Source organism: Burkholderia aenigmatica, assembly GCF_902499175.1.
Taxonomy (GTDB): domain Bacteria; phylum Pseudomonadota; class Gammaproteobacteria; order Burkholderiales; family Burkholderiaceae; genus Burkholderia; species Burkholderia aenigmatica.
The window spans coordinates 29842-53943 of sequence record NZ_CABVQC010000030.1; the positions used below are offsets into that span (position 1 = coordinate 29842).

The window sequence follows — 24102 nt, forward strand, 5'->3', positions numbered from 1 at the left end:
GCGCACCGGCCGGCCCGGCTCACGCAGCCGGTGCGATACGCAACGCGGTGCGGGCGTTCCGCGCATCGAGGCTGAACGCGCCCGCGCCGAAGTACGCGATCTGCAGCAGCCCGCCGGCCATCATCACGTTCTTCAGGAAGTGAATCATCTGGTTCTGGTCGGCGAAGTTGTGGTGGAAGAACACGGCGGTCACGACGCTGAACAGCGCCATCGCCAGCGCCACGGGGCGGGCGCGGTAACCCGACATCAGCAGCAGGCCGCCGCCCGCTTCGACGAGCACCGCGACCACGAAGGCGAGCGATGGCGCCGGCAGGCCGACGGAAGCGATGTAGCCGACGGTGGCCGCGTGTGCGGCGAGCTTGCTCAACCCGCTCATCAGAAACGGCGCGCCGATCAGAATGCGGCCGAGAAGCGGAAGATACTTGTAACGATCCATGATGAACTCCTGAAAATAAATGATTCGGTGGACTGATAAATAAAGGCATTCAGCCGGCGTCCACCATCACCAGCTCGGAATCTTCGACCGCGACGATGTCGAGCGCGGCCTCGTTCGTGATCGCGACGCCGTCGAGCGGCCCCACGCGTTCCCCGTTCACTTCGATGCGCCCCGATGCCGCGACGAGATACGCGCGGCGCGTCGCCCCCAATGCCTGCCTGACCTGCTCGCCCGCCTTCAGCGTCGCACCGAGCACGCGTGCGTCGGCGCGGATCGGCAGCGCGCCTTCGTCGCCGGCATGGCCGCTCGCCAGCACGACGAAACGCCCGGACCGGTCGCCTTTCGGAAACCGCTTCGTGCCCCACCCGGGCGCGCCGCCGTTTGAACGGGGCAACAGCCAGATCTGGTACAGCTTCAGCGGCGTGTCGCCCCGGTTGAATTCCGCATGCCGGATGCCGGTGCCGGCGCTCATCACCTGCACGTCGCCCGTGCTGATCGTGCCTTCGGACCCGAGCGTGTCGCGATGCCCGAGCACGCCCTGCCGCACGTACGTGATGATTTCCATGTTGCGGTGCCCGTGCATCGGGAACCCGCCGCCGACGGCGATCTCGTCGTCGTTCCACACGATCAGCGGGCCCAGCGGCGCATGCTCGGGCGTGCCGTCGGCCGTCACGGCGAAATGGAATTTCGCGCGCAGCCAGCCGTGATTCGCGTTGTCCAGTGATGCCCAGCGCCGATGCGTCAACATGTCCTCCTCCTTTTCCTGCAGCCCGAACGACGGGCGGATGCCTGGCGGTGCCTTGCCGGTTTCTGCACGACACCGAACGTTGGATGAATGCTAATTTCGCAAAGATCGCTCGCATATCTCCGGAATCGCAACGTATCATTGCCACCAGTAGAACGATCTGAACGGACAGAGCCGCCCCCCATGAATCCCATCGCCGATCTGAACGATCTCCGGCTGTTCGCGGAAGTGGTTGAACACGGGAGCTTTACGGCTGCCGCCCGCAGCCTCGGCGCGCAGACCTCGAAGCTCAGCCGGCGCATTCGTGCGCTGGAGGAAGAACTCGGCGTGCGGCTGCTCAATCGCACGAGCCGCAGCCTGTCGCTGACGGAAACCGGGCGACAGTTCCATCAGCATTGCGTCGCGCTGGTCGCGGAATCGAAGGCCGCGAAGGACATCGTCGACCGCACGCGCACGCAGCCGCAGGGCACGGTGCGCATCAGTTGCCCGGTCGGATTGCTGAGTTCGGGTGTCGCCGGGATCGTCTCGCGATACATCGAGAGCAATCCGCAGGTTCAGGTGCAACTCGATGCGACCAACCGGCGTGTCGACGTGGTCGAGGAAGGGCTGGATTTCGCGATCCGCGTCAGGGTTCCGCCGCTGGAGGACACCGATCTCGCGGTCCGGCAGCTCGGGCTGTCGTACCGGATTCTCGTTGCGAGCCCGGCACTGGCCGCGCGGTTTCCGGCACCCGAGTCGATCGACAGCCTGAAGGACTGGCCGACGGTATCAACGGCCGGCAGCGGCGACCGGTTCGTGTGGAACCTGACGGACACCGACGGGCACACGCTGTCCTTCACCCACCGGCCCCGGCTGGCCACCGACGACCTGGCGACCCTGCGGCTTGCCGCGCTCGACGGTATTGGCGTCGCCGAGTTGCCGCGCGAACTGGTGAATGCCGATCTTCAGGCCGGCCGGCTGATCCACCTGATGCCAGCGCTGTCTGCGCCGACGGCGCTCGTCCACGCGATCTTCCCGTCGCGGCGCGGGATGGTGCCCGCCGTACGCCATCTGCTCGATGCGCTCGTCGCGGGCTTCGACGAACTGAACCGAATCGCGTAGCAGCCGCACGGGTGTCGCGATGCAGCGCGCCAGCAAGACGCGTGCGGCGCACGTTGCGCCGCCGCACGCGGGTCCCGATCACGCGTCCGGCAGGATCACCACCTTGCCCTTCACCTGCCGGTTCGCCATCCGCGCGATCGCGTCGGCCGCACCGGCCAGCGACACGCGCTCGGTGATCGCGGGTCGCACCTTGCCGGCCGCGAACCATTCGGCGAGGAGCCGCATGTTCGCGACGTGCTGCTTCGGGTCGCGGCGCACCGCATCGCCCCAGAACACGCCGAGAATGTCGCGCTCCTTGAGAAGCGCCAGGTTCAGCGCGATCTTCGGGATCTCGCCGGCCGCGAAGCCGACCACGAGGAACCGGCCGTGCCAGGCGGTCGCGCGCAACGCCGCCTCGCTATAGGCGCCGCCCACCGGATCGTAGACGACGTCGGCACCGCGCCCGCCGGTCAATTCGTCCACACGGCGGCGCAAGTCTTCGGTCGAATAGTCGATCGTCTCGTCGGCGCCCGCTTCACGACACAGTGCCAGCTTGTCCGCACTCGACGCCGCCGCAATCACGCGCGCGCCGAGCGCTTTCGCAATCTCGATCGCCGCGAGGCCAACGCCGCCCGCCGCGCCCAGCACGAGCAACGTCTCGCCTTCTTGCAGCCGCGCACGCTGCTGCAATGCGTGCAGCGACGTGCCGTACGCGAGCACGAGCGCCGCGCCCTGCTCGAAGGTCATGCCCGGCGGCAGTGCGGCAATCTGGTGCACGTCGGCCACGCACTGTTGGGCGAACCCGCCGTGCCCGGTGAACGCGACCACCGAATCGCCGGGCTGCCACGCAGTCACGCCCTCGCCCACCGCGTCGATCACGCCGGCAAATTCCGCGCCCGGCGAAAACGGCAGCGCCGGCTTCACCTGATACAAGCCCTGGACGATCAGCGCATCGGGGAAATTGAGCGATGCGGCCTTCACCTGAACCCGGACCTGGCCCGCGGCCGGCTCGGGAATCGCGACGTCCTCGATGCGCAAGCTGTCGATCGGGCCGAATGCGGTACACAACAGGGCTTTCATGTTCGTCTCTCTCCTTGTGCGGCGTAGGCTGGCATCGGGTCGGCCTGCGGGGCACACCCGCACGGCCGGTTCACGACGAGTACGCGACAGCCGGTGGAATCGGCATCCGCGACCTCGTCGGCATTCCGGACTGTCGGTGAAGCAATGATCAGAACCACGCGTCGCGCATCTCGAGCGTCGTCGTGTCGACACTCGCCAGCAGGTCGAGCTGCGCATCCACTTTCGGCAATTCCCAGTTGAAGAAGTAGCGGGCGGCCGCACGCTTGCCGTCGTGGAAATCGTCGGCTTTCCCGTGCGCGGCAAGCGTCACGTCGAGCCACAGCCACGCGACGACGAGATGGCCGAACGCTTCCAGATAGACACTCGCGTTCGCGAGCCGCGCCTGCGGATCGCCGATCGCGCTCAGCTGTCGCGTGACATCGCCGAGCCGTGCCCAGCGCCGCGCCAGCGCGTCGGCGTGCTCGCGCAGGCCGTCATCGAGCGTCCGCGCACGTTCGACGGTCGCGCTGATCCGCGCATCGAGTGCGCGCAGCGACGCACCATCGTCCTGTGCGACCTTGCGGCCCAGCAGGTCGAGCGCCTGGATCCCGTGCGTGCCTTCGTGAATCGGATTGAGCCGATTGTCGCGGTAGAGCCGCTCGACCGCGTAATCGCGCGTGTAGCCATAGCCGCCGTGCACCTGGATCGCGAGGTCGTTCGCCGCGAGACACCACTGGGACGGCCAGCTTTTCGCGATCGGCGTCAGGATGTCGAGCAGGCGCGTGGCATGGGCGCGCACGGCTGCGTCGTCGTGCGCGCGTGCTTCATCGACCAGCTTCGCGCAATACAGGATCAGCGCGAGACCGCCTTCGACATAGGCCTTCTGCGCGAGCAGCATGCGCCGCACGTCCGGATGTTCGACGATCGGCGCCTGCGGCGCGGCGGCATCCTTGCCCGTCGGCCCGAGCGGGCGCCCTTGCGGCCGGTTGCGCGCGTAGTCGAGCGCGTGCAGATAACCCGTGTAGCCGAGCGCCACCGCGCCCGCGCCGACACCGATGCGCGCTTCGTTCATCATGTGGAACATGTAAGCGAGGCCGTGGTTCGCCTGGCCGACCAGATAGCCGATCGCGCCAGCGCGCCCTTCCGGGCGGTAACGCGTGCCTTCGCCGAAATTCAGCAGGCAGTTGGTGGTGCCGCGGTAACCCATCTTGTGGTTCAGCCCGGCGAGCACCACGTCGTTGTGCTCGCCCTGCGCGGCGCCGTCGGTGCCCGGCAGGTACTTGGGCACGATGAACAGCGAGATCCCGCGCGTGCCGGGCAGCAGCCGGCCATGTTCGTCGGGAATCTTCGCGAGCACGAGGTGGACGATGTTCTCCGTCAGCTCGTGTTCGCCGCCCGAGATCCACATCTTGTTGCCCGTCAGCCGGTAGCGCGGGCCGAGCGGCGAGTCGCCTTCGAAATCCGCGCGCGTCGCGATGTCGGACAGCGACGAACCGGCTTGCGGTTCCGACAGGCACATGGTGCCGAGGTAGCGCCCTTCCAGTTCCGGGCGCGCGAACGCGTCGATCTGCGCGGGGCTGCCGTGCGCGACGAGCAGGTTCGCGTTGGCAACGGTCAGGAACGGATAGGCGGCCGTCGCGATGTTCGCGGCCTGGAAGAACAGGAACGACGCGGCTTCGACCAGCTTCGGCAAGCGCATGCCGCCGAGCGCTTCGTCATGGCCCGCGGCGATCAACCCGGCGTCCGCAAAGGCGCGCACCGCCGGTTCGACGTCCGGGATCAGCGTCACGCGCTCGCCGTCGAACTGCGGCTCCTCGCGATCGCCACGCGCCGCATGCGGCGCGAACAGGTCTTCCGCAATCCGCTCGCTGGTATCGAGCACCGCGTCGAACGTCTCGCGACTGTGCTCGGCGTAACGCGGCAGCGCGACGAGCGCTTCCGCGTCGAGCCAGTCATACAGCAGGAACGCGAGATCGCGTCGCGACATCAACAAGCTCATCGTGCTGCCTCCCGGGGCCGGCTTCGTCAGCCGAATGAAGGGTTCCGTGACTGCAAGGGCTGGCAGGAATTTAGCACGGTCGTTCTAAAACGACAACGACGGATGCGCTAGTCTGCGTAACCGGGATTGCGTCGATCGAGCCGGCGCAGCAAGCCGGGCCAGACGAGCGCCCCGGCGCCCATCCCGCGCGTCACTGCGGCGATCTGCTGCTTGATGCCGTCGAGAATCGGCTGCCCGATCGGCAACAACGCCGAGCCGCCGGCCTGCGCGCGGACCTGGATCATGCAGGCCGCTTCGAAGAAGTACATCGCGACGAACGCGTCTGCCGGCGTCGCGCCGACGGTCAGCAGGCCGTGATTGCGCAGCATCAGGTTCGTGTTGGCGCCGAGATCGCGCACGAGGCGCGCTTTCTCGCCCTCGTTGAGCGCAATGCCCTCGTAGTCGTGATAGCCGAGCGATGCCAGCACGCCGAGCGACTGCTGCGACAGCGGCAGCAGCCCCGCTTCCTGCGCCGACACCGCGACGCCGTTGATCGAATGCGTATGCATCACGCACAGCGCGTCGTCGCGGGCCGCGTGCACCGCGCTGTGAATGGTGAAACCGGCCGGGTTGATCTGGTAAGGTGATTCGGACACCTTGCGGCCGTCGAGATCCACCTTCACCAGCGACGATGCGGTGATCTCGTCGAACATCATCCCGTACGGGTTGATCAGGAAATGATGCTCCGGGCCGGGCACGCGCGCGGAAATATGGGTGAACACGAGATCGTCCCAGCCGAACAGCGCGGTGAGGCGGTAAGCGGCCGCCAGGTTGACTCGCGCGTCCCATTCGGTGGGGGAAACTGCCTGCTTCACGCTGACATCGGATGAGGCCACGTCGACACTCCTCGTTCAAGGATGGATGCGTACCGGGCCGCACGATGCGGCCCGGCCTGGGGATTGTGTCACCCTGCCCGGGGCTTCGCGAGCTGATCGGCAACCGGCAGGCTGCGGATGCGCGTGCCGGTCGCCGCGAAAATCGCATTGGTCAGCGCCGGCGCGACGGGCGGCAGGCCCGGCTCGCCCACGCCGCCCAGCGGCGTCGCAAAATCGTCCGGCGCGACGAGATGCACGCGGATTTCGCGCGGCGCTTCGTTCATTCTCAGTACCTGGAAGCCGTTGAAGTTGCTCTGCTCCGGATGGCCGTCCTTGAACGTGATCTCGCCGTGCAACGCGATGCCGAGCCCCATCACCACCGCGCCCTCGAGCTGCGAGCGTACACGCTCCGGATTGACCTGCGGCCCGCAGTCGATCGCGATGTCGACCCGCGGCACCGTGATCTTGCCGTCGGCATCGACCTGCACCTCGCACACCGCCGCCGTATACGACACGAAGCTGCGATGCGCGGCGATCCCGAGCCCGTGCCCCTTCGAAAGCTTGCGCCCCCAGCCGGCTTCGCGCGCGACCGTCTCGACCACGCGCCGCAGCCGCCCGGTATCGACCGGATACAGCGCCGGATCCTCGCCGTAGTTCACGTTCTTCACCGCGATGTGCGGCTCGAAACGCCGCGCGGGCCCGATCAGTTCGAGCAGGAAATCCTTCGGGTCGCGGCCGGCCGCGTGCGCCAGCTCCGACACGAAGCTCTGGATGCCGAACGCATGCGGGATGTTGTAGACCGAGCGGAACCAGCCGATCCGCGTGTGCGCTTCCGCGGCCGGATTCTCGATCCGAACGTTCGGAATCGCGAACGGCAGGTCCGCAATGCCCTGCGCGAGCTCGCCCGGCTGCTCGTGCGCGACGCCGGCCCTGAACGTCGACTGGATCGACGGCGCGACCGTGCGATGCTGCCAGGCGACCACGTTCCCCGACGCGTCGATCCCGCCGTCGAACGCTTCGAGCGACACCGCATGAAAATAGTCGTGCGCGATGTCGTCCTCGCGCGTGAACGTCAGCTTGACGGGCGCGCCGACCGCCTTCGACAGCAATGCCGCCTCCACCACGTAGTCGGGCTTCGACTTGCGGCCGAAACCGCCGCCGAGCAGCGTCACGTTGACCGTCACGCGCTCCGTCGGCAACCCGAGCGCTTTCGCGATCTCGTCGCGCGTGGTCTGCGGCGCCTGCGTGCAGGTCCACACTTCGCAGCGGCCGTCCGCCACGCGCGCGACAGCCGCGGGCGGCTCCATCGTCGCGTGCGCGAGATGGGGAATGTAGTACGTCGCACGCACGCGTTTCGCGGCGCCGGCCAGCGCCGCCGCCGCGTCGCCGTCGTTGCGGATCACGTCGCCCGGTTGCGCGGCCGCCGCTTCGAGGGTCTTGCGATACGCGGTCGAGTCGTAGGTCGCGTTGAGCCCGCGCTTCCAGTCGATCTTCAGTTGCGCGCGCGCCTGGATCGCTGTCCACGTATCGCGCGCGACGACGGCCACGCCGCCAAGGGGCTGGAAACCGGACGGCAGCGGCGTCGGCGCAAGCTGCACGACCTTGACGACACCCGGCAGCTTCTCCGCTGCCGACGCGTCGAACGACGCCACGGTGTCACCGTAGGCCGGCGGTCGCGCGACGACCGCATACAGCATCCCGTCGAGCCGCGTGTCGATGCCGTAATGCGCGCGGCCGCCGACGATGTCGCGCCCGTCGATCAGCGCCGTTTCGCCCTTGCCGATATAGCGGAATTCGGCCGGCGCCTTCAGCACCACCGATGCCGGATCCGGCGCCGGCAGCGCCGCTGCCTTCGCCGCCAGTTCGCCGAAACCAAGCTTGCGCCCGCTCTTCGTGTCGACGACCTCGTGCACCGTCGCCTTGACCTGACGCGCATCGACGCCCCACGCAGCAGCGGCAGCCTGTTCGAGCATCGTGCGCGCGGCCGCGCCCGCGCGACGCAGCGCGGCGAAGCTCTGGCGCAGGCTGCGCGATCCGTCGGTGTTCTGGTTGCCGTAGCGCGGCTCGTCGCCGACGGCCTGTGCGACCTTCACGCGCGCCCAATCCGCGCCCAGCTCGTCCGCCACCACGAGCGCGACGCTCGTGCGTACGCCCTGCCCCATCTCGGAGCGGATGCAGGTCACGGTGACCGTGCCATCCGGCGCGATCGCGACGAACAGGTGCGGATCGTCGCGCAACCCGTGCGGCATCCCCGCGCCGCCGTACTGCGGATTCGCGCTGACGGGCGGCTGCACCGGCACGGCCGCGCGCACGAGCGACGGCACGCCGAACGCGAGCAGCAGCCCGCCGGACGCGAAGCCGAGCAGCAGCGCACGGCGGCTTTCGTTTTGGACGGAGAGTTCGGGCGCGCTCATGCGGCACCTCCGCGGCGCACGGCCAGACGGATCGCCGCGCGAATGCGCGTGTAGGTGCCGCAGCGGCAGATATTGCCGGACATCGCATCGTCGATGTCGGCGTCGGTCGGATGGGGATTCGTCTTCAGCAGCGACGCGGCCTGCATGATCTGCCCGGACTGGCAGTAGCCACACTGCGCGACGTTCAGTTCCTGCCAGGCCTGCTGCAGCGGATGGGTCAGATCGGTCGACAGGCCCTCGATCGTCGTCACGCGCTTGCCGGCAGCGGCCGCGACGGGCGTGATGCACGACCGGATCGCGACGCCGTCGAGGTGCACGGTGCACGCACCGCACAGTGCCATGCCGCAGCCGAACTTCGTGCCGGTGTGGCCGAGGACATCGCGCAGATACCAGAGCAACGGCATGTCGCGATTGCCGTCGAAGTGCTGTTCGCTACCGTTGACGGTCAGCGTGATCATCGTTCACCTCCTGGTCGAGGCGCCCGCATCGCACCACGGGTGCCCGGTGGGGATTCGAACGGCGGCGGGTGCGTTCTGCTGCGCCGGCCCGGTGCCGTCGTGTAGGCTGCTCCGCCGGCAGAACCGGCAGTCAATGCGTCGTTATCGGTACGGCTGGCCGAGGATGGCTATCGGACACGCGATCCGGATTGATAGCGGACACGCACCCGCCCGGATTCTGCCCCATGCCAACCGTCATTCAGGCAACGCAACCCTGTCGGGACTGCCAGAAACGGCGCCGCGAATCGCGGCACCTGCGTGCGATGTTCAGCTCCGGCGGCGTCTGCATCGCGCCGGGGAGCCGGAATCGTATGCGGAATGGCCCGGGCTCCAACTCTAACTGATGTGCGGCAGTTTTGCGCAGACGGTGCGTAGCAGCACTGACGTGGCGAAACGGGGAAAGGTCGAAGGGGAATCGATGACGCATGACGTGCATCATGCAGCCGGGACCGACTGGCACGTCGGTCCCGGCGAGCGATGGGCGCGTGAGGTAGCCGCTCTGCCACGACGGATGTGGTGCGTGCCCAAGGGGTCGAGCACCATGCCCGGGCGGAACATCCCGCGAATATGGACACGCCCGAATTGATGTCGCCGACTACCGCGACGACGCGGTCGTCCACCAGCTTCTGCGCAACCTGCGCTCCGGCACGCGAAAGCCGGATAGGCGCGATCGAAACGCACCGTCTCGATCAAGTCCGGCATCATCCGTCTCGCGCCGCCGGGCCTGACGAATCATGAACGAAACACCGTCAGCTTCACATGGTGTCGAAGCCGAGCGCAGGCGCTTCATGCAACCGCACGTTCAGCGCGACCTCAGCGCCTGCAACCCTAGCGTGAGCGGATTGAGCGGCATCTCCGACGTCCCCATCGAAAAGCTCGTCGCCTTCGTGGGTGCCCCCGGATTACGCATCAGCGCGTGAACGATCCGCTCGCTCGCATGACCGTCGCCGTACGGATTGCTCGCATGCGCCATTTCCCCGTACGCACTCTCGCTGTCGAACAGGCGCGAGGCCTCCCACACGATCCGCTCCTGGTTGGTTCCGACGAGCCGAGCGGTACCGGCCTGGATCGCTTCCGGCCGCTCCGTCGTCTCGCGCGTGACCAGCACCGGCTTGCCCAGTGCCGGCCCTTCTTCCTGAATGCCGCCCGAATCGGTGATGATGAAATGCGCGCGCGACATCAGGAATACGAACGACAGATATTCCTGCGGCTCGATCAGGTAGATATTCGCCACATGGCCGAGCCGTGCGCGCGCCGGCTCCCGCACGTTCGGATTCATGTGCAGCGGATAGACGAACTGCGCATCGGGATAGCGGTTCGCCAGCGTACACAGCGCATCGCAGAAATTCTGGAACGGCTCACCGAAACTTTCGCGACGATGGCCGGTGATCAGCACCACGCGCCGCGACGGTTCGAGAAACGGAAACTGTCCCGCGACCCGCTCCGTCAGCGCCGCGGTGCAATCGAGCATGCGCTTGACCTCGTGCAGCGCGTCGATCACGGTATTGCCGGTCAGCACGACCGCCCCGCCCGGTACGCCCTCGCTGAGCAGGTTGTCGCGTGCCTGCCCGGTCGGCGCGAAATGCCACGACGACACCGCGTCGGTCACGCGGCGATTCAACTCTTCAGGCCACGGCGACCAGATGTCGCCGCTGCGCAAGCCGGCCTCCACGTGCCCGACCGGCAGATAGCGGTAGAACGCCGCAAGACTGACCGCAAGCGTGGTCGTCGTATCGCCGTGTACCAGCACGACGTCCGGACGCAATTCGTCGAAGACGATGCCGATCGCCTGCAGAATGCCCGTCGTCACGTCGGTCAGGGTCTGACTTTGGCGCATCACGTTGAGATCGTAGTCGGGCTTGATGTCGAACAGCGTCAGCACCTGATCGAGCATTTCGCGGTGCTGCGCGGTCACGCATACCCTGGCGTCGACACCCGCTTGTGCTTTCAATGCACGCACCAGCGGCGCCATCTTGATGGCCTCCGGCCGAGTCCCGAACACAAGCAAAATCTTCTTCATCGTTATCCTCGTTGAGCCATTTCGCGCTGAATGACCCTGCCCGTGGCGCGAAGCATGTATTCAGGCGGCGCCTCCCGTACTCGCACGCGATCGACACGTTGCGATGTCGCGGAGCGAGCGCGCCGCCCGGTCCGCGTGGTCTACGCCACGCGAATCGTCGTACTACCGGCGTCCCGTTGCACTTGATCAGTCACGTCATGAGTCTTTCCTCGCTGAGCCTGGCGTCACGTCTGTTGTTCACTTCCCTTCCACACCACTACAGCAATATTCAAACCAGCCGCCCTGCAGCCGTGTGCGGTTCACACTGCGCGCACCGCGCACACGCAGCGCGCGACGGAATGTTTCACAACTGCTACGCGTGTCGCAGCGCCGGATACACGCGATACAGGCACCTATCCGGGCAGTCGCGTGGTTCCCTCGGCGACGTCGTCCGACGAATCGCGACCCCACGTCGAGCGTTCGTCGCTCATCGCATCTCACGCATCTCTCGAAGCGCGTTGCGCTTCCTTGATCCGCCACTTTTGTCTGCGCAGCGGGCGGCGCCATCGCCCCCTCGGCCGCGGTCATGCACGAGGGATTTACCCGGCACGCAACGTCGTTCACGTCGCACGAATCAAGAGGGTGGGAAATGTTGCGAATGTGTAACGCGGGTCCGGAACTGGCGTGTTGCATCAGATTCCGGTCCATGCAACGCATGCGCTCTCATGGAACACAGCGACATTCCGGCCGATGCACACGCAACGAACGACGCGATGCACGTCACCGCGCATAGTCGTGCGGCCGAGGTCGCACAGGTTCGGCAGACAATTCGCTCGACGCATGACGCTTACGGGCCGCGACGCCGATCGCGCTCGGGTATTCGGCCCGTGCACGCTGATTCTTCGATGAATCAAAATCCGCCGCCTCCGTCCGCGCCAAGCATCCGGACGCCACCCCCGCCCCTTGCTGCGCGCGGCATCTCGGCCGATGGCTCACGCCTTGCTTAATGACAGTCAGGTGTGCCCCGAAGCGCCCGCCCGACAGCGGACGAACGGGGACGCCCAAGCAACGAAGCAGGGGCGAAATGCAACGCGTCCACCTGGAGCGACAGACAAGCGCTCCTGCGTGCCGAACGTGCCGACGTGTCCTGTTGAATTACGCGCGATCCGCGAGCCTGGTTCCGGCTCCGCTGTAAAGAACCGGCCCGTGGACGCAACTATCGGTACCCGCCTCGGGTTCACCCGCGCCACGGTGAACCGAGCCACAACGTCGACGCGCTCGCCAGGTGCGACGCGGCCAACGCCGCGCCCGGCGACGATTGAACAGGACCGCCGCGCAGGCGCCCAAGACCATGAACCGGCCCGCGCTTTGCCCGACCTCACGCGCGCGCATAGCGGCCACCGTCGCGCTGTGCCGCCGGTGGCACGTCGCCTGCTGTATCGCCGCGTGTGGCTTCGCGCTGCACGCGAGCGCCGCGGAACTCCGGCTCAACGGGATGTACCAGCGTACCGACGGCGCGATCACCGTGCGCCAGAACGGCGTCGGCATCGACCCGTATTTCGCGGCGAAAGCGCTGCTCGCCGCGTCCGACGCGCAGCTCGACGCCCGTCAGGCTGCACTCGCGTGGATCGCATGGTTGCTGCCGCGCCAGCGTCCGGATGGCGGTTTCGAGCGCTACTGCGTGAAGAACAGCCGCTACCGCGCATGTGCCGATGCGGAAACCGACGACGCAATGATGGCGACCTGGATCGAACTGCTCGCCCGTTTTGCGCCACCTGACGGCTTGCCTGCCGCGTGGGAGCTGAGCATGAACCGGGCCGGCCTGCATCTGGACACGCTGCTCGACAAACCCTCCGGCGTCTATCAGATCTCGTCGTCACTGCACGTCGCGTTGCTGATGGACAACGTCGAGGTACACAGCGCGTTCCAGGCACTCTCTGCGTACTACGTCCGGCGCGCCGACTACACGCACGCGGGCCCTTGGAGCCAGCGCGCCGACCGGCTGGCATCCGCGATCCTGAAGGTGTTCTGGCGCGGCACGGAATCCGGCTTTCGCGCCAGCACGCAGCAGGTCAGCGACACGAGTTTTTATCCTGCGAAGATCGCGCAGATCCTCCCGCTTCTGTCGGATATTCAGGTTCCCGAACAATCTGGCGAGACGATCTACGCGCAGTGGATGAGGAAGTACGGCAAGAGCTGGCCGCAACTCGCCGACACCGATTATCCGTGGGGTTTGATCGCGCTGGTCGCGGTCAAGATGAACGATTGGGGCACGGTCGCCTGCTGGCAAGCGCGATCAGCGCCATACCGGCACGGCGCGCACTGGAACGTACTGGAGGAGTCGCTTTATCTGGCATTCGAAAAACGGATGGCCGCCCCCGTCATCCCCGCTCGATGCGGATTCACGACGGCGGCGGCAACGGCGACCGCATCGCGCTGACGCAACGGTGCGCGCGGTCCATGATGACTACAAGGGAAGGAGACGTGTCATGTGTGGCATCGTCGGCGCGGTCGCGCAACGGGACATCGTCCCGATTCTGATTGAAGGTTTGCGTCGTCTCGAATATCGCGGCTACGACTCATGCGGCGTGGCGACGGTCGTCGACGGGCAGGCGCGTCGCGAGCGCAGCGTGTCGCGGGTCGCCGACCTCGACGCGCACGTGCGTACCGCCGGCCTGACCGGCAGCACCGGCATCGCGCACACGCGCTGGGCAACGCACGGCGCGCCGGCAACCTGCAACGCGCATCCGATCTTCTCGCGCGATGAAATCGCGCTCGTCCACAACGGCATTATCGAAAACCACGAAACGTTGCGCAAGCAACTTTCAGACGCGCACTACGAATTCGATGGCCAGACCGACACCGAGGTCGTCGCGCACCTGATCCACAGCCAGTATCGCGGCGATTTGCTTGCCGCCGTGCGCGCGGCAACGTCGCAGCTCCACGGCGCCTACGCGATCGCGGTGTTCAGCAAGCACGAGCCGCAGCGGCTGATCGGCGCGCGGGTCGGCTCGCCGCTCGTCGTTGGCGTAAAGGACGGCGAATGCTTTCTTGCCTCCGATGCGCTCGCGCTGGCCGGCATCACCGACCGCTTCATCTTTCTCGAGGAAGGCGACATCGTCGAGTTGACGCCGGGCGGCGTGCGCGTGCTCGACCGCGGCGGCGCGCCGGTCGAGCGTGCGGTACAGACCATCTCCTCCGCGCAGGCCGCCGTCGAACTCGGGCCGTACCGGCATTTCATGCAGAAGGAGATCTTCGAGCAGCCGCAGGCCGTGGCCGCGACCATCCCGGATGCGGGGCTGTTCGCCCCGGCCGTATTCGGCCCCGACGCCGCGCGGGCGTTCGAGCAGATCGACAACGTGCTGATTCTCGCGTGCGGCACGAGTCACTACTCCGGCCTGACCGCGCGCCGCTGGCTCGAAACGATCGCACGCGTGCCCGCACAGGTCGAGATCGCGAGCGAATACCGTTACAGCGACGCGCTCGCGATGCCGAATACGCTGGTGGTGAGCGTGTCGCAATCCGGCGAGACCGCCGACACGCTCGCCGCGCTCAAGTATGCACAGGCCCTCGGCCATATCGACACGCTGGCGATCTGCAACGTGCCGACCAGCGCGATGATGCGGCAGACCGGCCTGCGCTTCCTGACGCGGGCCGGCCCGGAAATCGGCGTCGCGTCGACCAAGGCGTTTACGACGCAGCTCGTCGCGCTGTTCATACTCGCGGTCACGCTCGGGCGGCTGCGAGGCTACGTCGACGATGCGCAGCTTGCGCGCTATACGATGCAACTGCGGCGGCTGCCTGGCGCACTCGAGGACGTGCTCGGGCTCGAGCCGCAGATCGAGCGCTGGGCGGCGGAATTCTCGCAGCACGAGAACGCGCTGTTTCTCGGGCGCGGGCTGCACTACCCGATCGCACTCGAAGGTGCGCTGAAGCTGAAGGAGATTTCGTATATCCACGCGGAAGCGTATCCCGCGGGCGAGCTGAAGCACGGGCCGCTCGCGCTCGTGACGCACACGATGCCCGTTGCGACGATCGCGCCGAACGATGCGCTGCTCGAGAAGCTGAAGTCGAACATGCAGGAAGTGCGCGCGCGCGGCGGGCAGCTTTACGTGTTCGCCGATGCCGATACGCGGATCGACAACAGCGAAGGTGTGTCGGTGCTGCGGATGCCCGATTACTACGGGTTGTTGTCGCCGATCCTGCATGTCGTGCCGTTGCAGCTGCTCGCGTATCACGCGGCATGTTTGCGCGGTGCGGATATCGACAAGCCGAGGAATCTGGCGAAATCGGTGACGGTTGAGTGAGGGGGTTGGGAAGCTTGGGGCGGACCGGTGACGGTCTTCGAGGGATCCAGTTGGCCCGCCCTACTGGATTCGAACCAGTGACCTACGGCTTAGAAGGCCGTTGCTCTATCCAACTGAGCTAAGGGCGGTCGGGGAGAAAAGACACGGCCGGCGCGGGCCGAATTTGACACAAGACTTCAAGCGGCAGCAGAACCACCCACCTCGAAGCCCCGAAACAAAACGGGCCCGGCATGAAGCCGAGCCCGAAATTATACCCGATCATCGCGTCACATCACGCGAGATGGACCGCAGCGACATCAAACCGGCTGCGGATGCATCATGAACCAGCCGAGGCAGAACACGCCGGCGATCACGCAATACACGCCGAACGAAGCCAGCCGGCCACGCCCTTCGAAATAGCGCATCAGGAACCGCACGCTCAGGTACGCGGCGATCGCCGTCAGCACGCCGCCGAGCAGCGCATCGGCGAGCTGGTCGCGTGCATGGAACAGCTTCGGCAGCTCGAGCACCCCCGCCGCGAAAATGATCGGCGTACCGAGCAGGAACGAGAATTCCGCGGCCTTCTCCGCGGTCAGCCCCGCGGCATTGCCGGCGATCATCGTCAGCCCGCTGCGCGAGAAACCCGGAATCAGCGCGCCGATCTGCGCGAGACCCACGAAGAACGCCTGCTTGAACGTCATCTTCTCGGGCGCCTGATGCGCGCGGCTGCGCTGGATGCGATCGCCGAGCCACAGCAACACGCCGTTCACGATCAGCGCGATCGCGACGATCCGCAGGTCGTGGAACACGCGTTCGATGCGCTTCTCGAGGAGCAGCCCGACGATACCGGTCGGGATCGTACCGATGATGAGCGCCCACATCAGGTGCCCGTCGTCGTTCTTGCGGCCGCCGAGCTGCGCGAAGAAGCCGCTGATCAGCGCGATCCAGCGCGCGCGGAAATACCACAGCAGCGCCAGCGCGGTACCGAGGTGCAGCGCAACGAGGAACGGCAGCAGTTGCGGTGCGTGCTTGTCGATGTGCATGCCGAACAGTGCCGGCACGAGCAGCGTATGGCCAAGGCTGCTGACGGGAAAGAGTTCGGTGACGCCCTGCAGGACGCTCAGGAATACCAGAAACCAGAGACTCACGCGTCGATCCTTTTAGTGAAGATTAAGCGGGGAGAAAAGCGGACGACGCGATGCGCGTCCGAAAAAACGCGCCCCGATTATGCCGAGCCAGGATTACCGCGCCAAGGCATTTGGCAGGGTATTGCGGCAATGCACACAAACGCTTGCAATTTGTAAGCACACAGAAAGCAAAAAGCCCGCCATTTGCATGGCGGGCCTTTCGACTTCGGCAGGAATTGCCGTCAGCGGCCGAGCTGATAGAAAAATAATACCGTGCTGCCGGTGAACATGCCGAACAGTGCGATACCCATTGCCATTGCCAGATCCATGGCCCCCTCCACGAAGTGTCATGACCCGGCAACCTCACCGGTTTAGAGGCATTATCCCGACCGTTGACAGTCTTAAAAACTCGCGATTTCCCGAGAAGGGTTTTCCCCGAGCCGCCACGGCCCGATAATGGAGCGCGCCGTTCCCGTCCACCCGCCCACCCCGATTCGCCATGCCGACCTTCCAGCAACACGAGATTCACGAACTTCACGCCGGCCCATCGCTCGTCAGGGTCGCTCCGCAATTCGGCGGCCGCCTGCTGTCCTGGCATGTCGACGGCGAACCGGTGATCTTCTGGCCGGAAACTGCCGACTGGAGCAATCTCGCGCGCGTGCGCGGCGGCAACCCGCTGCTGTTCCCGTTCCTCGGCCGTCACCGCGTCGACGGTGAACTCGGCCGCTGGCGCGACGCCACCGGCGTGGTGCGCGACCTGCCGATGCACGGCTTTGCGCGCGACCTGCCGTTCGCCGCGCAACCGTCGGCCGATGGCGCCGCGGTGTCGATGACGCTCGACGCGACCGACGCGCTGCGGGCGAGCTACCCGTTCGATTTCCGGTTCGAAACGACCTACCGGCTGGCCGACTCGCACACGCTCGAAGTCGCCCTGACGACGACCAATCGCGGCGACACGCCGCTGCCCTACTACGCCGGCCACCATTTCTATTTCGCGCTGCCGCACGGCGAACGCGCCGAAACCACGCTCGAACTGCCGCCGACCCATCGTTGCGCGCAGCTCCCGGACGGTTCGATCAGTACGCCCGAACCGGGCGAAGCCCGCTATCGCCTCGACAACCCGGACATTCTCGACCGCTTCCACTGCCTCGACGGCGCGGCGGCCACGCCGGTGCGCATCGTGATGCCGGGCCGCCGCCGCACGATCGAGATCGCGCTCGACGTGCCGGGCTCGATCCCGTGGTACGCGGTCACGACCTGGACCGAAAAGCCGGATTCGGACTTCTATTGTGTCGAACCGTGGCTCGGGCTGCCGGATGCGATCCACAACGGCCTCGGGCTGCGTATGCTCGCGCCGGGCGCGACCGAAACGGCCACGCTGAGGATTCGCGTCCTCCCGCTCGCCGGCTGACACGCCCGCCGAGACGTCAATACGCAGCGCGCCGAACCGGCGCGCGACGGCCCCGGCAACGGCCCAAACTGCGGTGCGCGGGTCGAACCCGTTAAAATCGGACGTTTTGTGTTGCCTGCCGCGTCACGAGCGGCAGGGTTTTGCGAGGTTCAATGTTCGGAACAACAACGAAGCGACTCTTCGCAGCCGCCTGCGCCGCCCTGCTCGTCGCGTGCGGCTCCGCGCCTGTCGGCCCCGGGTTCTATCGCGTCGAGCGCGGCGATACGCTCTACAAGATCGCGCGCGACAACCGTACGTCGGTATCGAACATCGTGCGCTGGAACCAGATGACGAACCCCGATGCGATCGAAGTCGGCCAGGTGCTGCGCGTCGCGCCGGCGCCCGGCACGACCACCACATCGACGCCGTCGACCACCGGTACCGGCAGCGCCGGCCGGGCCCGCCCCGCGCCTTCCGCGCCGGTTGAGTCGGCCGTCAAGCCGGCCACGAGCATCGCGCTGATCTGGCCGGCAGCCGGCAACGTGGTTCGCACGTTCGACGGCTCGAAATCGAAGGGCATCGACATCGCGAACTCGCCGGGCACGCCGGTGGTCGCGGCGGCGCCGGGCGTGGTGGTCTATGCGGGTAACGGGCTGCGCGGCTACGGCAACCTGATCATCCTCAAGCACAACGCCGATTACCTGACCGCCTACGCGCACAACCGCGCGCTGCTGGTGAAGGAAGGCCAGTCGGTCACGCAGGGGCAGTCGATCGCCGAGATGGGCAACAGCGACAGCGATCGCGTCGCGCTGCATTTCGAGGTGCGCTACGGCGGCCGATCGATCGACCCGTCACGCTACCTGCCGGCGCGCTGAGCGCCCGATAGGCGACACGCGATGCCGGCGCGCATCGCGTGCCGTCGCGGCAAACATCGGGAAAGATGGTGTCAGCGCTTGCGCAGACGTCCGGTGAAACGGCCGGACAACGGATCGACGTGACGCGCAAACGCTACCAGCAGGCCGATCCCGATCAGGCTGAACCCCGCAGCTATCAGAAGCAAATCCATGGTCACACACTGTTTTTTCGTGATCTTATGCGTCATTGTGGAATCGTGCACTGAGCCAAGTGCTACTGGACGAGTACGAAGATTCCATGCCCTCAGACGTCATTGTGGATTCGCCTGCGTGAAACCCTGATGTAAGCCTTCCGCCCGACACCACGCTCGCCGCACAGGAGACAACGCGATGCTGCCCGCCACCGACCGCTACGACGACCTGCTCTCCCGCTTCGCATGGGACGTTCCGGCGCGCTACAACATCGGCGTGGACGTCTGCGACAAATGGGCCGACGGCAGCGGACGCCTCGCGCTGATCCACGAAACGGCGCAAGGCGACGTTTCCCGCCTCACGTTCGACGACCTGAGGAATGCTTCTAACCGGCTCGCGAACAGCTTTGTGCGCGCCGGCCTGCGACGTGGCGACCGCATCGGCATCTTTCTCGCGCAGGGGCCCGAAACGGCCATCGCGCACCTCGCCGCCTACAAGCTCGGCGCGATCGCGGTGCCACTCTTCACGTTATTCGGCGTCGATGCGCTCGAATACCGGCTCGCGAACAGCGAGGCGGCCGCGCTCGTCACCGACGCGGCCGGCTACGCGAAAATCGCGCCGCTGCGCGCACAGCTGCCGACATTGCATGCCGTCTACTGCATCGGCGACGATGCGCCCGACACGCCGGGCGTGCTGCGCTACGACACGGCGCTCGCCGCCGAAACGCCCGACTTCGTGCCGGCCGATACGGCTGCCGACGATCCCGCGGTCATCATCTATACGTCCGGCACGACGGGCAAGCCGAAAGGCGCGCTGCACGCGCATCGTGTGCTGCTGGGCCACCTGCCGGGCGTGGAGATGTCGCAGCAGTGCTTCCCGCGCGATGCGCGCCTGTTCTGGACACCCGCCGACTGGGCATGGATCGGCGGCCTGCTCGACGTGCTGCTGCCGTCATGGCATCACGGCGTGCCCGTGCTCGCCCGCCGCTTCGAGAAATTCGACGGCGACGCGGCGTTCGCACTGATGGCACGGCACGGCGTCACCCACGCGTTCCTGCCGCCCACCGCGCTGAAGCTGATGCGCACCGTCGAGGCACCGCGCGAACGCTACGCGCTGTCGCTGAAATCGGTCGCGAGCGGCGGTGAGTCGCTCGGCACCGAGCTGACGGCCTGGGGGCGCGACGCACTCGGCGTGACGATCAACGAGTTCTACGGGCAAACCGAGTGCAACATGGTGCTGTCGTCGTGCGCGGCGCTGTTCGATGCGCAGCCGGGCGCCATCGGCAAGGCCGTGCCCGGCCATGCGGTCGCGATCGTCGACGCGGACGGCACGCCGCTGCCGCCCGGCGTCGAAGGGCGCATCGCGGTGCGCCACCCCGACCCGGTGATGTTCCTCGAATACTGGCGCAACGCCGACGCGACGCGCGACAAGTTCGCGGGCGACTACCTGCTCACCGGCGATACGGGCATGATCGACGCCGACGGTTTCGTGCGCTTCGTCGGCCGCGACGACGACGTGATCACGAGCGCCGGCTACCGGATCGGCCCGGGCCCGATCGAGGACTGCCTGCTCACGCATCCGGCGGTGCGGATGGCGGCCGTCGTCGGCGTGCCCGACGCGACGCGCACCGAGATCGTCAAGGCATTCGTCGTGCTGAATCCCGGCCACACCGGCGACGATGCGCTCGTGCAGGCGCTGCAGGCGCACGTGCGCACGCGCCTCGCCGCGCACGAGTATCCGCGCGCGATCGCGTTCGTCGACAGCCTGCCGATGACCGCAACCGGCAAGATCGTGCGCCGCGCGCTGCGCGACGCATAAGCCGGCCGCCACCCGCGCCGCCCGCCCGGCCGGATGGTTTATAGTGGCGCCACCACGCAGTCTTTCCAAGAAAACGATGTCCTCTGATCACCACTCCGACGCGGGCGCGTCGCACAGCCCGCTCTACGCCAAACTCCTCGGCGAAACCGCCAAGATCGACTGGTGCGATCTCGAGCGCTTCTTCGCGCAGGGCAAGCTGCTGTCCGTTGCACGCGACCTCGATCTCGTCAGCGTCGCGGAAGCGGTTGCCGACGACGATGCCGAACAGGTCACGCGCTGGCTGTCGTCGGGCCTCGTCGCGCGCATGCCGGCCGAAACCGCCGCCGACTATGCGACGCGCAATCCGGAGCTGTGGGCGGTCGTCGTCTCGCCGTGGGTCTGCGTGCAGGAACGCGCCTGACGCGTCCGCCATGTCCGAATCCGCGTTACCGCACGGCGCCGGCACGGGCTCGGCCGCCTCGGCCACTGTCACGCACCGGCGCGTCCTCGCGCTCGCATTCCCGATCGTCCTCGCGAACCTGACCCAGCCGATCCTCGGTGCCGTCGACACGGCCGTCGCCGGCCACCTCGACGGCGCGCAATACCTCGGCGGCGTTGCGCTCGGCGGGCTGTTCTTCAATTTCGTGTTCTGGGGGTTCGGTTTCCTGCGGATGGGGACGACCGGCCTCGTCGCGCAGGCGCATGGTGCCGGCGATGCCGCCGGGATCCGCCTGAACCTGCTGCGCGCGTTGATCGTCGCGTCCGCGCTCGGCGTCGCGGTGCTTGCGCTGCAGGTGCCGCTGCTGTCATTTGCGCTGTCCGCGCTCGGCGGCAGCGATGCCGTCCGCGCGACGGCGCTTGCCTACAGTCACGCGCGGATCTGGAGCGCGCCGTTCGCGCTCGCGAACTACGTCGTGCTCGGCTACCTGCTCGGCATGCAGCGCGTGCGGCTCGCGCTCGTCTCGCAGGTGTTCATCAACGCAGTGAACATCGGCGCCGTGCTGCTCTACGTCTACGGCTTCGGCTGGGGCATCGCCGGCATCGGCGCGGCGACCGCCACCGCGGACGCATGCGGCTTCGCGCTCGGTGCATGGATCCTGTGGCGGTTGCGGCCGCGCGGCCTCGCCCCGATCGTCGCGCGTGCGCTCGCCGACCGCGTCGCGCTCAAGCGGCTGATCGCGCTCAATCGCGACATCTTCCTGCGCACGCTGTGCCTGCTCGGCGCATTCGGCTGGTTCGCGCACCTCGGTGCAAAACAGGGCGATGCAACGCTCGCGGCAAACGCGCTGCTGCTGAATTTCCAGACGTTCATGGCGTACGGCCTCGACGGCTTCGCGCATGCGGCCGAGGCACTCGTCGGTGCGGCGGCCGGCGCGCGCGACCGCCGCGCCTTCCGGCAGGCCGTGCGCGTCACGCTGTTCTGGTCGGCGCTCGGCGCGCTGCTGTTCGCGCTCGTGTACTGGGCCGCCGGCGGCTGGATCATCGCGCGCCTGACCGACCAGACCGAGATCCGCGACGTTGCGCTGCGCTACCTGCCGTGGGCCGCGATTTCGCCGATCGTGTCGGTCTGGGGCTTCCTGCTCGACGGCGTCTTCATCGGCGCCACGCAGACGCAATCGCTGATGCGCGCCATGGTCGCGTCATTCTCGATCTTCGTCGTGGCCACACTCGCTGCCGTCGGCACATTCGGCAATCACGGCCTCTGGTTCGCGCTGCTGCTGTTCATGGCCGCACGCGGCGCAACGCTGGCGCGCTACCTTCCGGGACTGTTGCGGCACATCGGCACCGACGTGCCCGCGGTCCGCGCCTGACAGCGGGCCGAAACGGCCGTTACTGCACGGGTTTCGGCGGCGGCGCGTCGAGCATCGACGGCGGCGTCATGTCGGTCGGCACGCCATGGTAGTCGGCCGGATCTTCCGGCGGATGGCCGCGACGGGCCTGATGCGGATCGCTGGTACAGGCGGCGAGAAAAGATGCGGCCAGCACGGCCAGCATGAAACGGGTCATCGGGTAGGGCTCCGGAAAGCGGCGTGCCCATCGCACGCCGGGACCGCGCCGAGTCTAGCGGAAATCCTGCTTCGGAGTCGTGCCGCGCATGTCCTACTATGTACGCATGGCGCTGTGCCGTGGAAAGGAGGCTGCCATGTCGTCTGAAGAAATTGCCGGCCTGATCGGCCTGTTCGTCGGTCTGATGGTGCTCGTCGCCCTGTCGTTCTTCGAGTCGCGCGAATACAAGCGCAGCCATGACGGCGAAGGGATGATCCACCACTGGATGGCCGAACACCACCTGCTCGACTGGCGGCGCAAGCACTAAGCGCGCCGCTGCCGTCCGGCCCTACTCCGGGCCGTTCGCGAACGTGCCTTTCGCGGCACGCCGGTGATTGCGTATCGCCGAAATTAACAGGGTCCGACTCACACACATCGATCAGATGGACAAACGCCGCCGCGCGGCTCGTGCCACGCGACGGCGTTCGCTTGCGCGCGCCCGGACGGGCGCGATGCGGTTCAGACGGCTCAGCCCAGGAAGTGGCGGGCGTAGCGCGCGTTGATGTCGGAGAGTCGGAACAGCGTCAGGAAATCCGCGCAGTTGAAATCGGGATCCCAGGCCGGTGCACCGCAGATCTTCGCGCCGAGACGCAGGTAACCCTTGATCAGCGGCGGCGGCGCCACGACGGTGCCCGTCTGCAGTTCGTCGACCGGCAGGGCCGTGTGCGGGAACGCGCGATACTCGGGCGCCGTCAGCGAGCCTGCCGACAGCGACTGGTACAGATTCGCCGCATAGTGGCCACCGTCGGCCATCGACACGCTCGCGCAGCCGAGCATCGTCTCGTAGCCGTTCTGCATCATGTATGCGCCAAGGCCACCCCACAGCGCCATGATGACGGCGCCGCTGCGGTAGTCGCTGTGCACGCACGAGCGGCCGACCTCAACCATCTTGCCGCGCAGGTGCGTGAGGCGCGACAGGTCGAATTCGCCTTCGGCATACAGGCGGCCGACCCGCGCGGCCTGGTGCGGCGGCAGTACGCGGTACGTGCCGACGACTTTCAACGTATCGAGATCGCGAACCAGCAGGTGGTCGCAGTACGCATCGAACGGATCGACGTCGAGACCGGAGGGGCCGCTGACCTGCGCGCCCATCTCTTCGGCGAACACGCTGTAACGCAGGCGCTGGGCTTCGCGCAATTCGTCTTCCGTACGCGCCCACGCGGCGCGCAGGCGATACTCCGATGTGACGGTTTCAGCAGCGCGCGGCAGGTGGCGCCGCGACGTGTCGAGGGGCAGCGAGGCAAAAGGGAGCGTAGGCGTCGGCAGTTCTCGCATTAGGCTTTCCTGGTCGTAAGGAATAGGACGACATGCCCGCCAATGTAGTAAT

The 24102-nt window shown here is 67.0% G+C and carries 21 protein-coding genes and 1 tRNA gene; 9 read left to right on the top strand and 13 right to left on the bottom strand.

The features are described from left to right. Nucleotides 1-19 precede the first annotated feature (19 nt). Both BDO18943_RS21680 and BDO18943_RS21685 read right to left on the bottom strand, forming a co-directional pair. On the bottom strand, nucleotides 20-436 hold the full coding sequence (locus BDO18943_RS21680) for a DoxX family protein (protein ID WP_175023979.1): 417 nt from the start codon (nucleotides 434-436) through the stop codon (nucleotides 20-22). Nucleotides 437-485: 49 nt separating this feature from the next. Further along, nucleotides 486-1184: a pirin family protein gene (locus BDO18943_RS21685; protein WP_175023980.1), complete on the bottom strand. Its 699-nt coding sequence runs from the start codon at nucleotides 1182-1184 to the stop codon at nucleotides 486-488. A 180-nt stretch (nucleotides 1185-1364) separates the two neighbouring features. Here BDO18943_RS21685 and BDO18943_RS21690 point away from each other — a divergent pair, with 180 nt between their 5' ends. Next, on the top strand, nucleotides 1365-2282 hold the full coding sequence (locus BDO18943_RS21690; RefSeq protein ID WP_175023981.1) for a LysR substrate-binding domain-containing protein: 918 nt from the start codon (nucleotides 1365-1367) through the stop codon (nucleotides 2280-2282). Nucleotides 2283-2360: 78 nt separating this feature from the next. Here BDO18943_RS21690 and BDO18943_RS21695 read toward each other — a convergent pair whose 3' ends face one another. The 6 genes from BDO18943_RS21695 to wecB form a co-directional block, all read right to left on the bottom strand. Further along, entirely contained in the window at nucleotides 2361-3341 is a 981-nt protein-coding gene (locus BDO18943_RS21695; RefSeq protein ID WP_175023982.1) for an NADPH:quinone oxidoreductase family protein, read from the bottom strand. 148 nt (nucleotides 3342-3489) lie between these two features. Then, nucleotides 3490-5319 (bottom strand): acyl-CoA dehydrogenase, encoded by a 1830-nt coding sequence (locus BDO18943_RS21700; RefSeq protein WP_175023983.1) that lies wholly within the window; start codon nucleotides 5317-5319, stop codon nucleotides 3490-3492. 107 nt (nucleotides 5320-5426) lie between these two features. Further along, nucleotides 5427-6194 (bottom strand): class II aldolase/adducin family protein, encoded by a 768-nt coding sequence (locus BDO18943_RS21705; RefSeq protein ID WP_175023984.1) that lies wholly within the window; start codon nucleotides 6192-6194, stop codon nucleotides 5427-5429. Nucleotides 6195-6262: 68 nt separating this feature from the next. Then, nucleotides 6263-8587: a xanthine dehydrogenase family protein molybdopterin-binding subunit gene (locus BDO18943_RS21710; RefSeq protein WP_175023985.1), complete on the bottom strand. Its 2325-nt coding sequence runs from the start codon at nucleotides 8585-8587 to the stop codon at nucleotides 6263-6265. Next, the gene (locus tag BDO18943_RS21715; RefSeq protein ID WP_175023986.1) at nucleotides 8584-9045 is read right to left on the bottom strand and encodes a (2Fe-2S)-binding protein; all 462 of its coding nucleotides are present in this window, start codon (nucleotides 9043-9045) and stop codon (nucleotides 8584-8586) included. The genes BDO18943_RS21710 and BDO18943_RS21715 overlap by 4 nt, the downstream gene beginning before the upstream one ends. Before the next feature lie 841 nt (nucleotides 9046-9886). Next, on the bottom strand, nucleotides 9887-11104 hold the full coding sequence (wecB, locus tag BDO18943_RS21720) for a non-hydrolyzing UDP-N-acetylglucosamine 2-epimerase (RefSeq protein ID WP_175023987.1): 1218 nt from the start codon (nucleotides 11102-11104) through the stop codon (nucleotides 9887-9889). 1330 nt (nucleotides 11105-12434) lie between these two features. Between wecB and BDO18943_RS21725 the strand changes: the two genes are divergently transcribed. Both BDO18943_RS21725 and glmS read left to right on the top strand, forming a co-directional pair. Further along, nucleotides 12435-13523 (top strand): prenyltransferase/squalene oxidase repeat-containing protein, encoded by a 1089-nt coding sequence (locus BDO18943_RS21725; RefSeq protein WP_175023988.1) that lies wholly within the window; start codon nucleotides 12435-12437, stop codon nucleotides 13521-13523. Between the two features lie 49 nt (nucleotides 13524-13572). Beyond that, nucleotides 13573-15390 carry a glutamine--fructose-6-phosphate transaminase (isomerizing) gene (gene glmS / locus BDO18943_RS21730; RefSeq protein ID WP_175023989.1) on the top strand — a complete coding sequence of 606 codons (1818 nt, stop codon included), beginning with the start codon at nucleotides 13573-13575 and terminating at the stop codon, nucleotides 15388-15390. 51 nt (nucleotides 15391-15441) lie between these two features. Here glmS and BDO18943_RS21735 read toward each other — a convergent pair. Then, nucleotides 15442-15518 (bottom strand) — tRNA-Arg (locus BDO18943_RS21735). A gap of 168 nt (nucleotides 15519-15686) precedes the next feature. After that, nucleotides 15687-16517, bottom strand: a complete 831-nt coding sequence (locus BDO18943_RS21740) for an undecaprenyl-diphosphate phosphatase (protein WP_043182315.1) — start codon at nucleotides 16515-16517, stop codon at nucleotides 15687-15689. 478 nt (nucleotides 16518-16995) lie between these two features. Between BDO18943_RS21740 and BDO18943_RS21745 the strand changes: the two genes are divergently transcribed. Both BDO18943_RS21745 and BDO18943_RS21750 read left to right on the top strand, forming a co-directional pair. Continuing rightward, a complete protein-coding gene (locus tag BDO18943_RS21745) occupies nucleotides 16996-17907 on the top strand; it encodes an aldose epimerase family protein (protein ID WP_175023990.1) in 912 nt (303 codons plus the stop codon). A gap of 152 nt (nucleotides 17908-18059) precedes the next feature. After that, nucleotides 18060-18761, top strand: a complete 702-nt coding sequence (locus BDO18943_RS21750) for a peptidoglycan DD-metalloendopeptidase family protein (protein ID WP_175023991.1) — start codon at nucleotides 18060-18062, stop codon at nucleotides 18759-18761. Nucleotides 18762-18832: 71 nt separating this feature from the next. Here BDO18943_RS21750 and BDO18943_RS21755 read toward each other — a convergent pair whose 3' ends face one another. Continuing rightward, nucleotides 18833-18988 (bottom strand): hypothetical protein, encoded by a 156-nt coding sequence (locus BDO18943_RS21755; RefSeq protein WP_155291875.1) that lies wholly within the window; start codon nucleotides 18986-18988, stop codon nucleotides 18833-18835. Nucleotides 18989-19130: 142 nt separating this feature from the next. Between BDO18943_RS21755 and BDO18943_RS21760 the strand changes: the two genes are divergently transcribed. From BDO18943_RS21760 to BDO18943_RS21770, 3 genes are all read left to right on the top strand, one after another. Then, nucleotides 19131-20750, top strand: coding sequence for an acyl-CoA synthetase (locus BDO18943_RS21760; protein ID WP_175023992.1), 1620 nt, complete (start codon nucleotides 19131-19133; stop codon nucleotides 20748-20750). A 76-nt stretch (nucleotides 20751-20826) separates the two neighbouring features. Then, on the top strand, nucleotides 20827-21150 hold the full coding sequence (locus tag BDO18943_RS21765) for a DUF2288 domain-containing protein (RefSeq protein ID WP_175023993.1): 324 nt from the start codon (nucleotides 20827-20829) through the stop codon (nucleotides 21148-21150). Between the two features lie 10 nt (nucleotides 21151-21160). Then, nucleotides 21161-22540 carry an MATE family efflux transporter gene (locus tag BDO18943_RS21770; RefSeq protein WP_175023994.1) on the top strand — a complete coding sequence of 460 codons (1380 nt, stop codon included), beginning with the start codon at nucleotides 21161-21163 and terminating at the stop codon, nucleotides 22538-22540. A gap of 19 nt (nucleotides 22541-22559) precedes the next feature. Here the strand turns inward: BDO18943_RS21770 and BDO18943_RS21775 are convergent, their stop codons facing one another. After that, nucleotides 22560-22736, bottom strand: a complete 177-nt coding sequence (locus BDO18943_RS21775; protein WP_175023995.1) for a hypothetical protein — start codon at nucleotides 22734-22736, stop codon at nucleotides 22560-22562. 136 nt (nucleotides 22737-22872) lie between these two features. On the opposite strand from BDO18943_RS21775, the gene BDO18943_RS21780 reads away from it, so the two are divergent. Continuing rightward, nucleotides 22873-23043: a hypothetical protein gene (locus BDO18943_RS21780; protein WP_175023996.1), complete on the top strand. Its 171-nt coding sequence runs from the start codon at nucleotides 22873-22875 to the stop codon at nucleotides 23041-23043. A gap of 200 nt (nucleotides 23044-23243) precedes the next feature. On the opposite strand, the gene BDO18943_RS21785 is transcribed toward BDO18943_RS21780, so the two are convergent. Continuing rightward, complete coding sequence (locus tag BDO18943_RS21785) at nucleotides 23244-24050, bottom strand: GNAT family N-acetyltransferase (protein ID WP_011351620.1); 807 nt, start codon at nucleotides 24048-24050, stop codon at nucleotides 23244-23246. Nucleotides 24051-24102 lie beyond the last annotated feature (52 nt).

Excerpts from the sequence above, each read along its gene's own strand:
- BDO18943_RS21680 (WP_175023979.1), bottom strand. The coding sequence starts at position 436 with ATGGATCGTTACAAGTATCTTCCGCTTCTCGGCCGCATTCTGATCGGC.
- BDO18943_RS21685 (WP_175023980.1), bottom strand. The coding sequence starts at position 1,184 with ATGTTGACGCATCGGCGCTGGGCATCACTGGACAACGCGAATCACGGC.
- BDO18943_RS21690 (WP_175023981.1), top strand. The coding sequence starts at position 1,365 with ATGAATCCCATCGCCGATCTGAACGATCTCCGGCTGTTCGCGGAAGTG.
- BDO18943_RS21695 (WP_175023982.1), bottom strand. The coding sequence starts at position 3,341 with ATGAAAGCCCTGTTGTGTACCGCATTCGGCCCGATCGACAGCTTGCGC.
- BDO18943_RS21700 (WP_175023983.1), bottom strand. The coding sequence starts at position 5,319 with ATGAGCTTGTTGATGTCGCGACGCGATCTCGCGTTCCTGCTGTATGAC.
- BDO18943_RS21710 (WP_175023985.1), bottom strand. The coding sequence starts at position 8,587 with ATGAGCGCGCCCGAACTCTCCGTCCAAAACGAAAGCCGCCGTGCGCTG.
- BDO18943_RS21715 (WP_175023986.1), bottom strand. The coding sequence starts at position 9,045 with ATGATCACGCTGACCGTCAACGGTAGCGAACAGCACTTCGACGGCAAT.
- wecB (WP_175023987.1), bottom strand. The coding sequence starts at position 11,104 with ATGAAGAAGATTTTGCTTGTGTTCGGGACTCGGCCGGAGGCCATCAAG.
- BDO18943_RS21725 (WP_175023988.1), top strand. The coding sequence starts at position 12,435 with ATGAACCGGCCCGCGCTTTGCCCGACCTCACGCGCGCGCATAGCGGCC.
- glmS (WP_175023989.1), top strand. The coding sequence starts at position 13,573 with ATGTGTGGCATCGTCGGCGCGGTCGCGCAACGGGACATCGTCCCGATT.
- BDO18943_RS21745 (WP_175023990.1), top strand. The coding sequence starts at position 16,996 with ATGCCGACCTTCCAGCAACACGAGATTCACGAACTTCACGCCGGCCCA.
- BDO18943_RS21750 (WP_175023991.1), top strand. The coding sequence starts at position 18,060 with ATGTTCGGAACAACAACGAAGCGACTCTTCGCAGCCGCCTGCGCCGCC.
- BDO18943_RS21755 (WP_155291875.1), bottom strand. The coding sequence starts at position 18,988 with ATGACGCATAAGATCACGAAAAAACAGTGTGTGACCATGGATTTGCTT.
- BDO18943_RS21760 (WP_175023992.1), top strand. The coding sequence starts at position 19,131 with ATGCTGCCCGCCACCGACCGCTACGACGACCTGCTCTCCCGCTTCGCA.
- BDO18943_RS21765 (WP_175023993.1), top strand. The coding sequence starts at position 20,827 with ATGTCCTCTGATCACCACTCCGACGCGGGCGCGTCGCACAGCCCGCTC.
- BDO18943_RS21770 (WP_175023994.1), top strand. The coding sequence starts at position 21,161 with ATGTCCGAATCCGCGTTACCGCACGGCGCCGGCACGGGCTCGGCCGCC.
- BDO18943_RS21775 (WP_175023995.1), bottom strand. The coding sequence starts at position 22,736 with ATGACCCGTTTCATGCTGGCCGTGCTGGCCGCATCTTTTCTCGCCGCC.
- BDO18943_RS21780 (WP_175023996.1), top strand. The coding sequence starts at position 22,873 with ATGTCGTCTGAAGAAATTGCCGGCCTGATCGGCCTGTTCGTCGGTCTG.
- BDO18943_RS21785 (WP_011351620.1), bottom strand. The coding sequence starts at position 24,050 with ATGCGAGAACTGCCGACGCCTACGCTCCCTTTTGCCTCGCTGCCCCTC.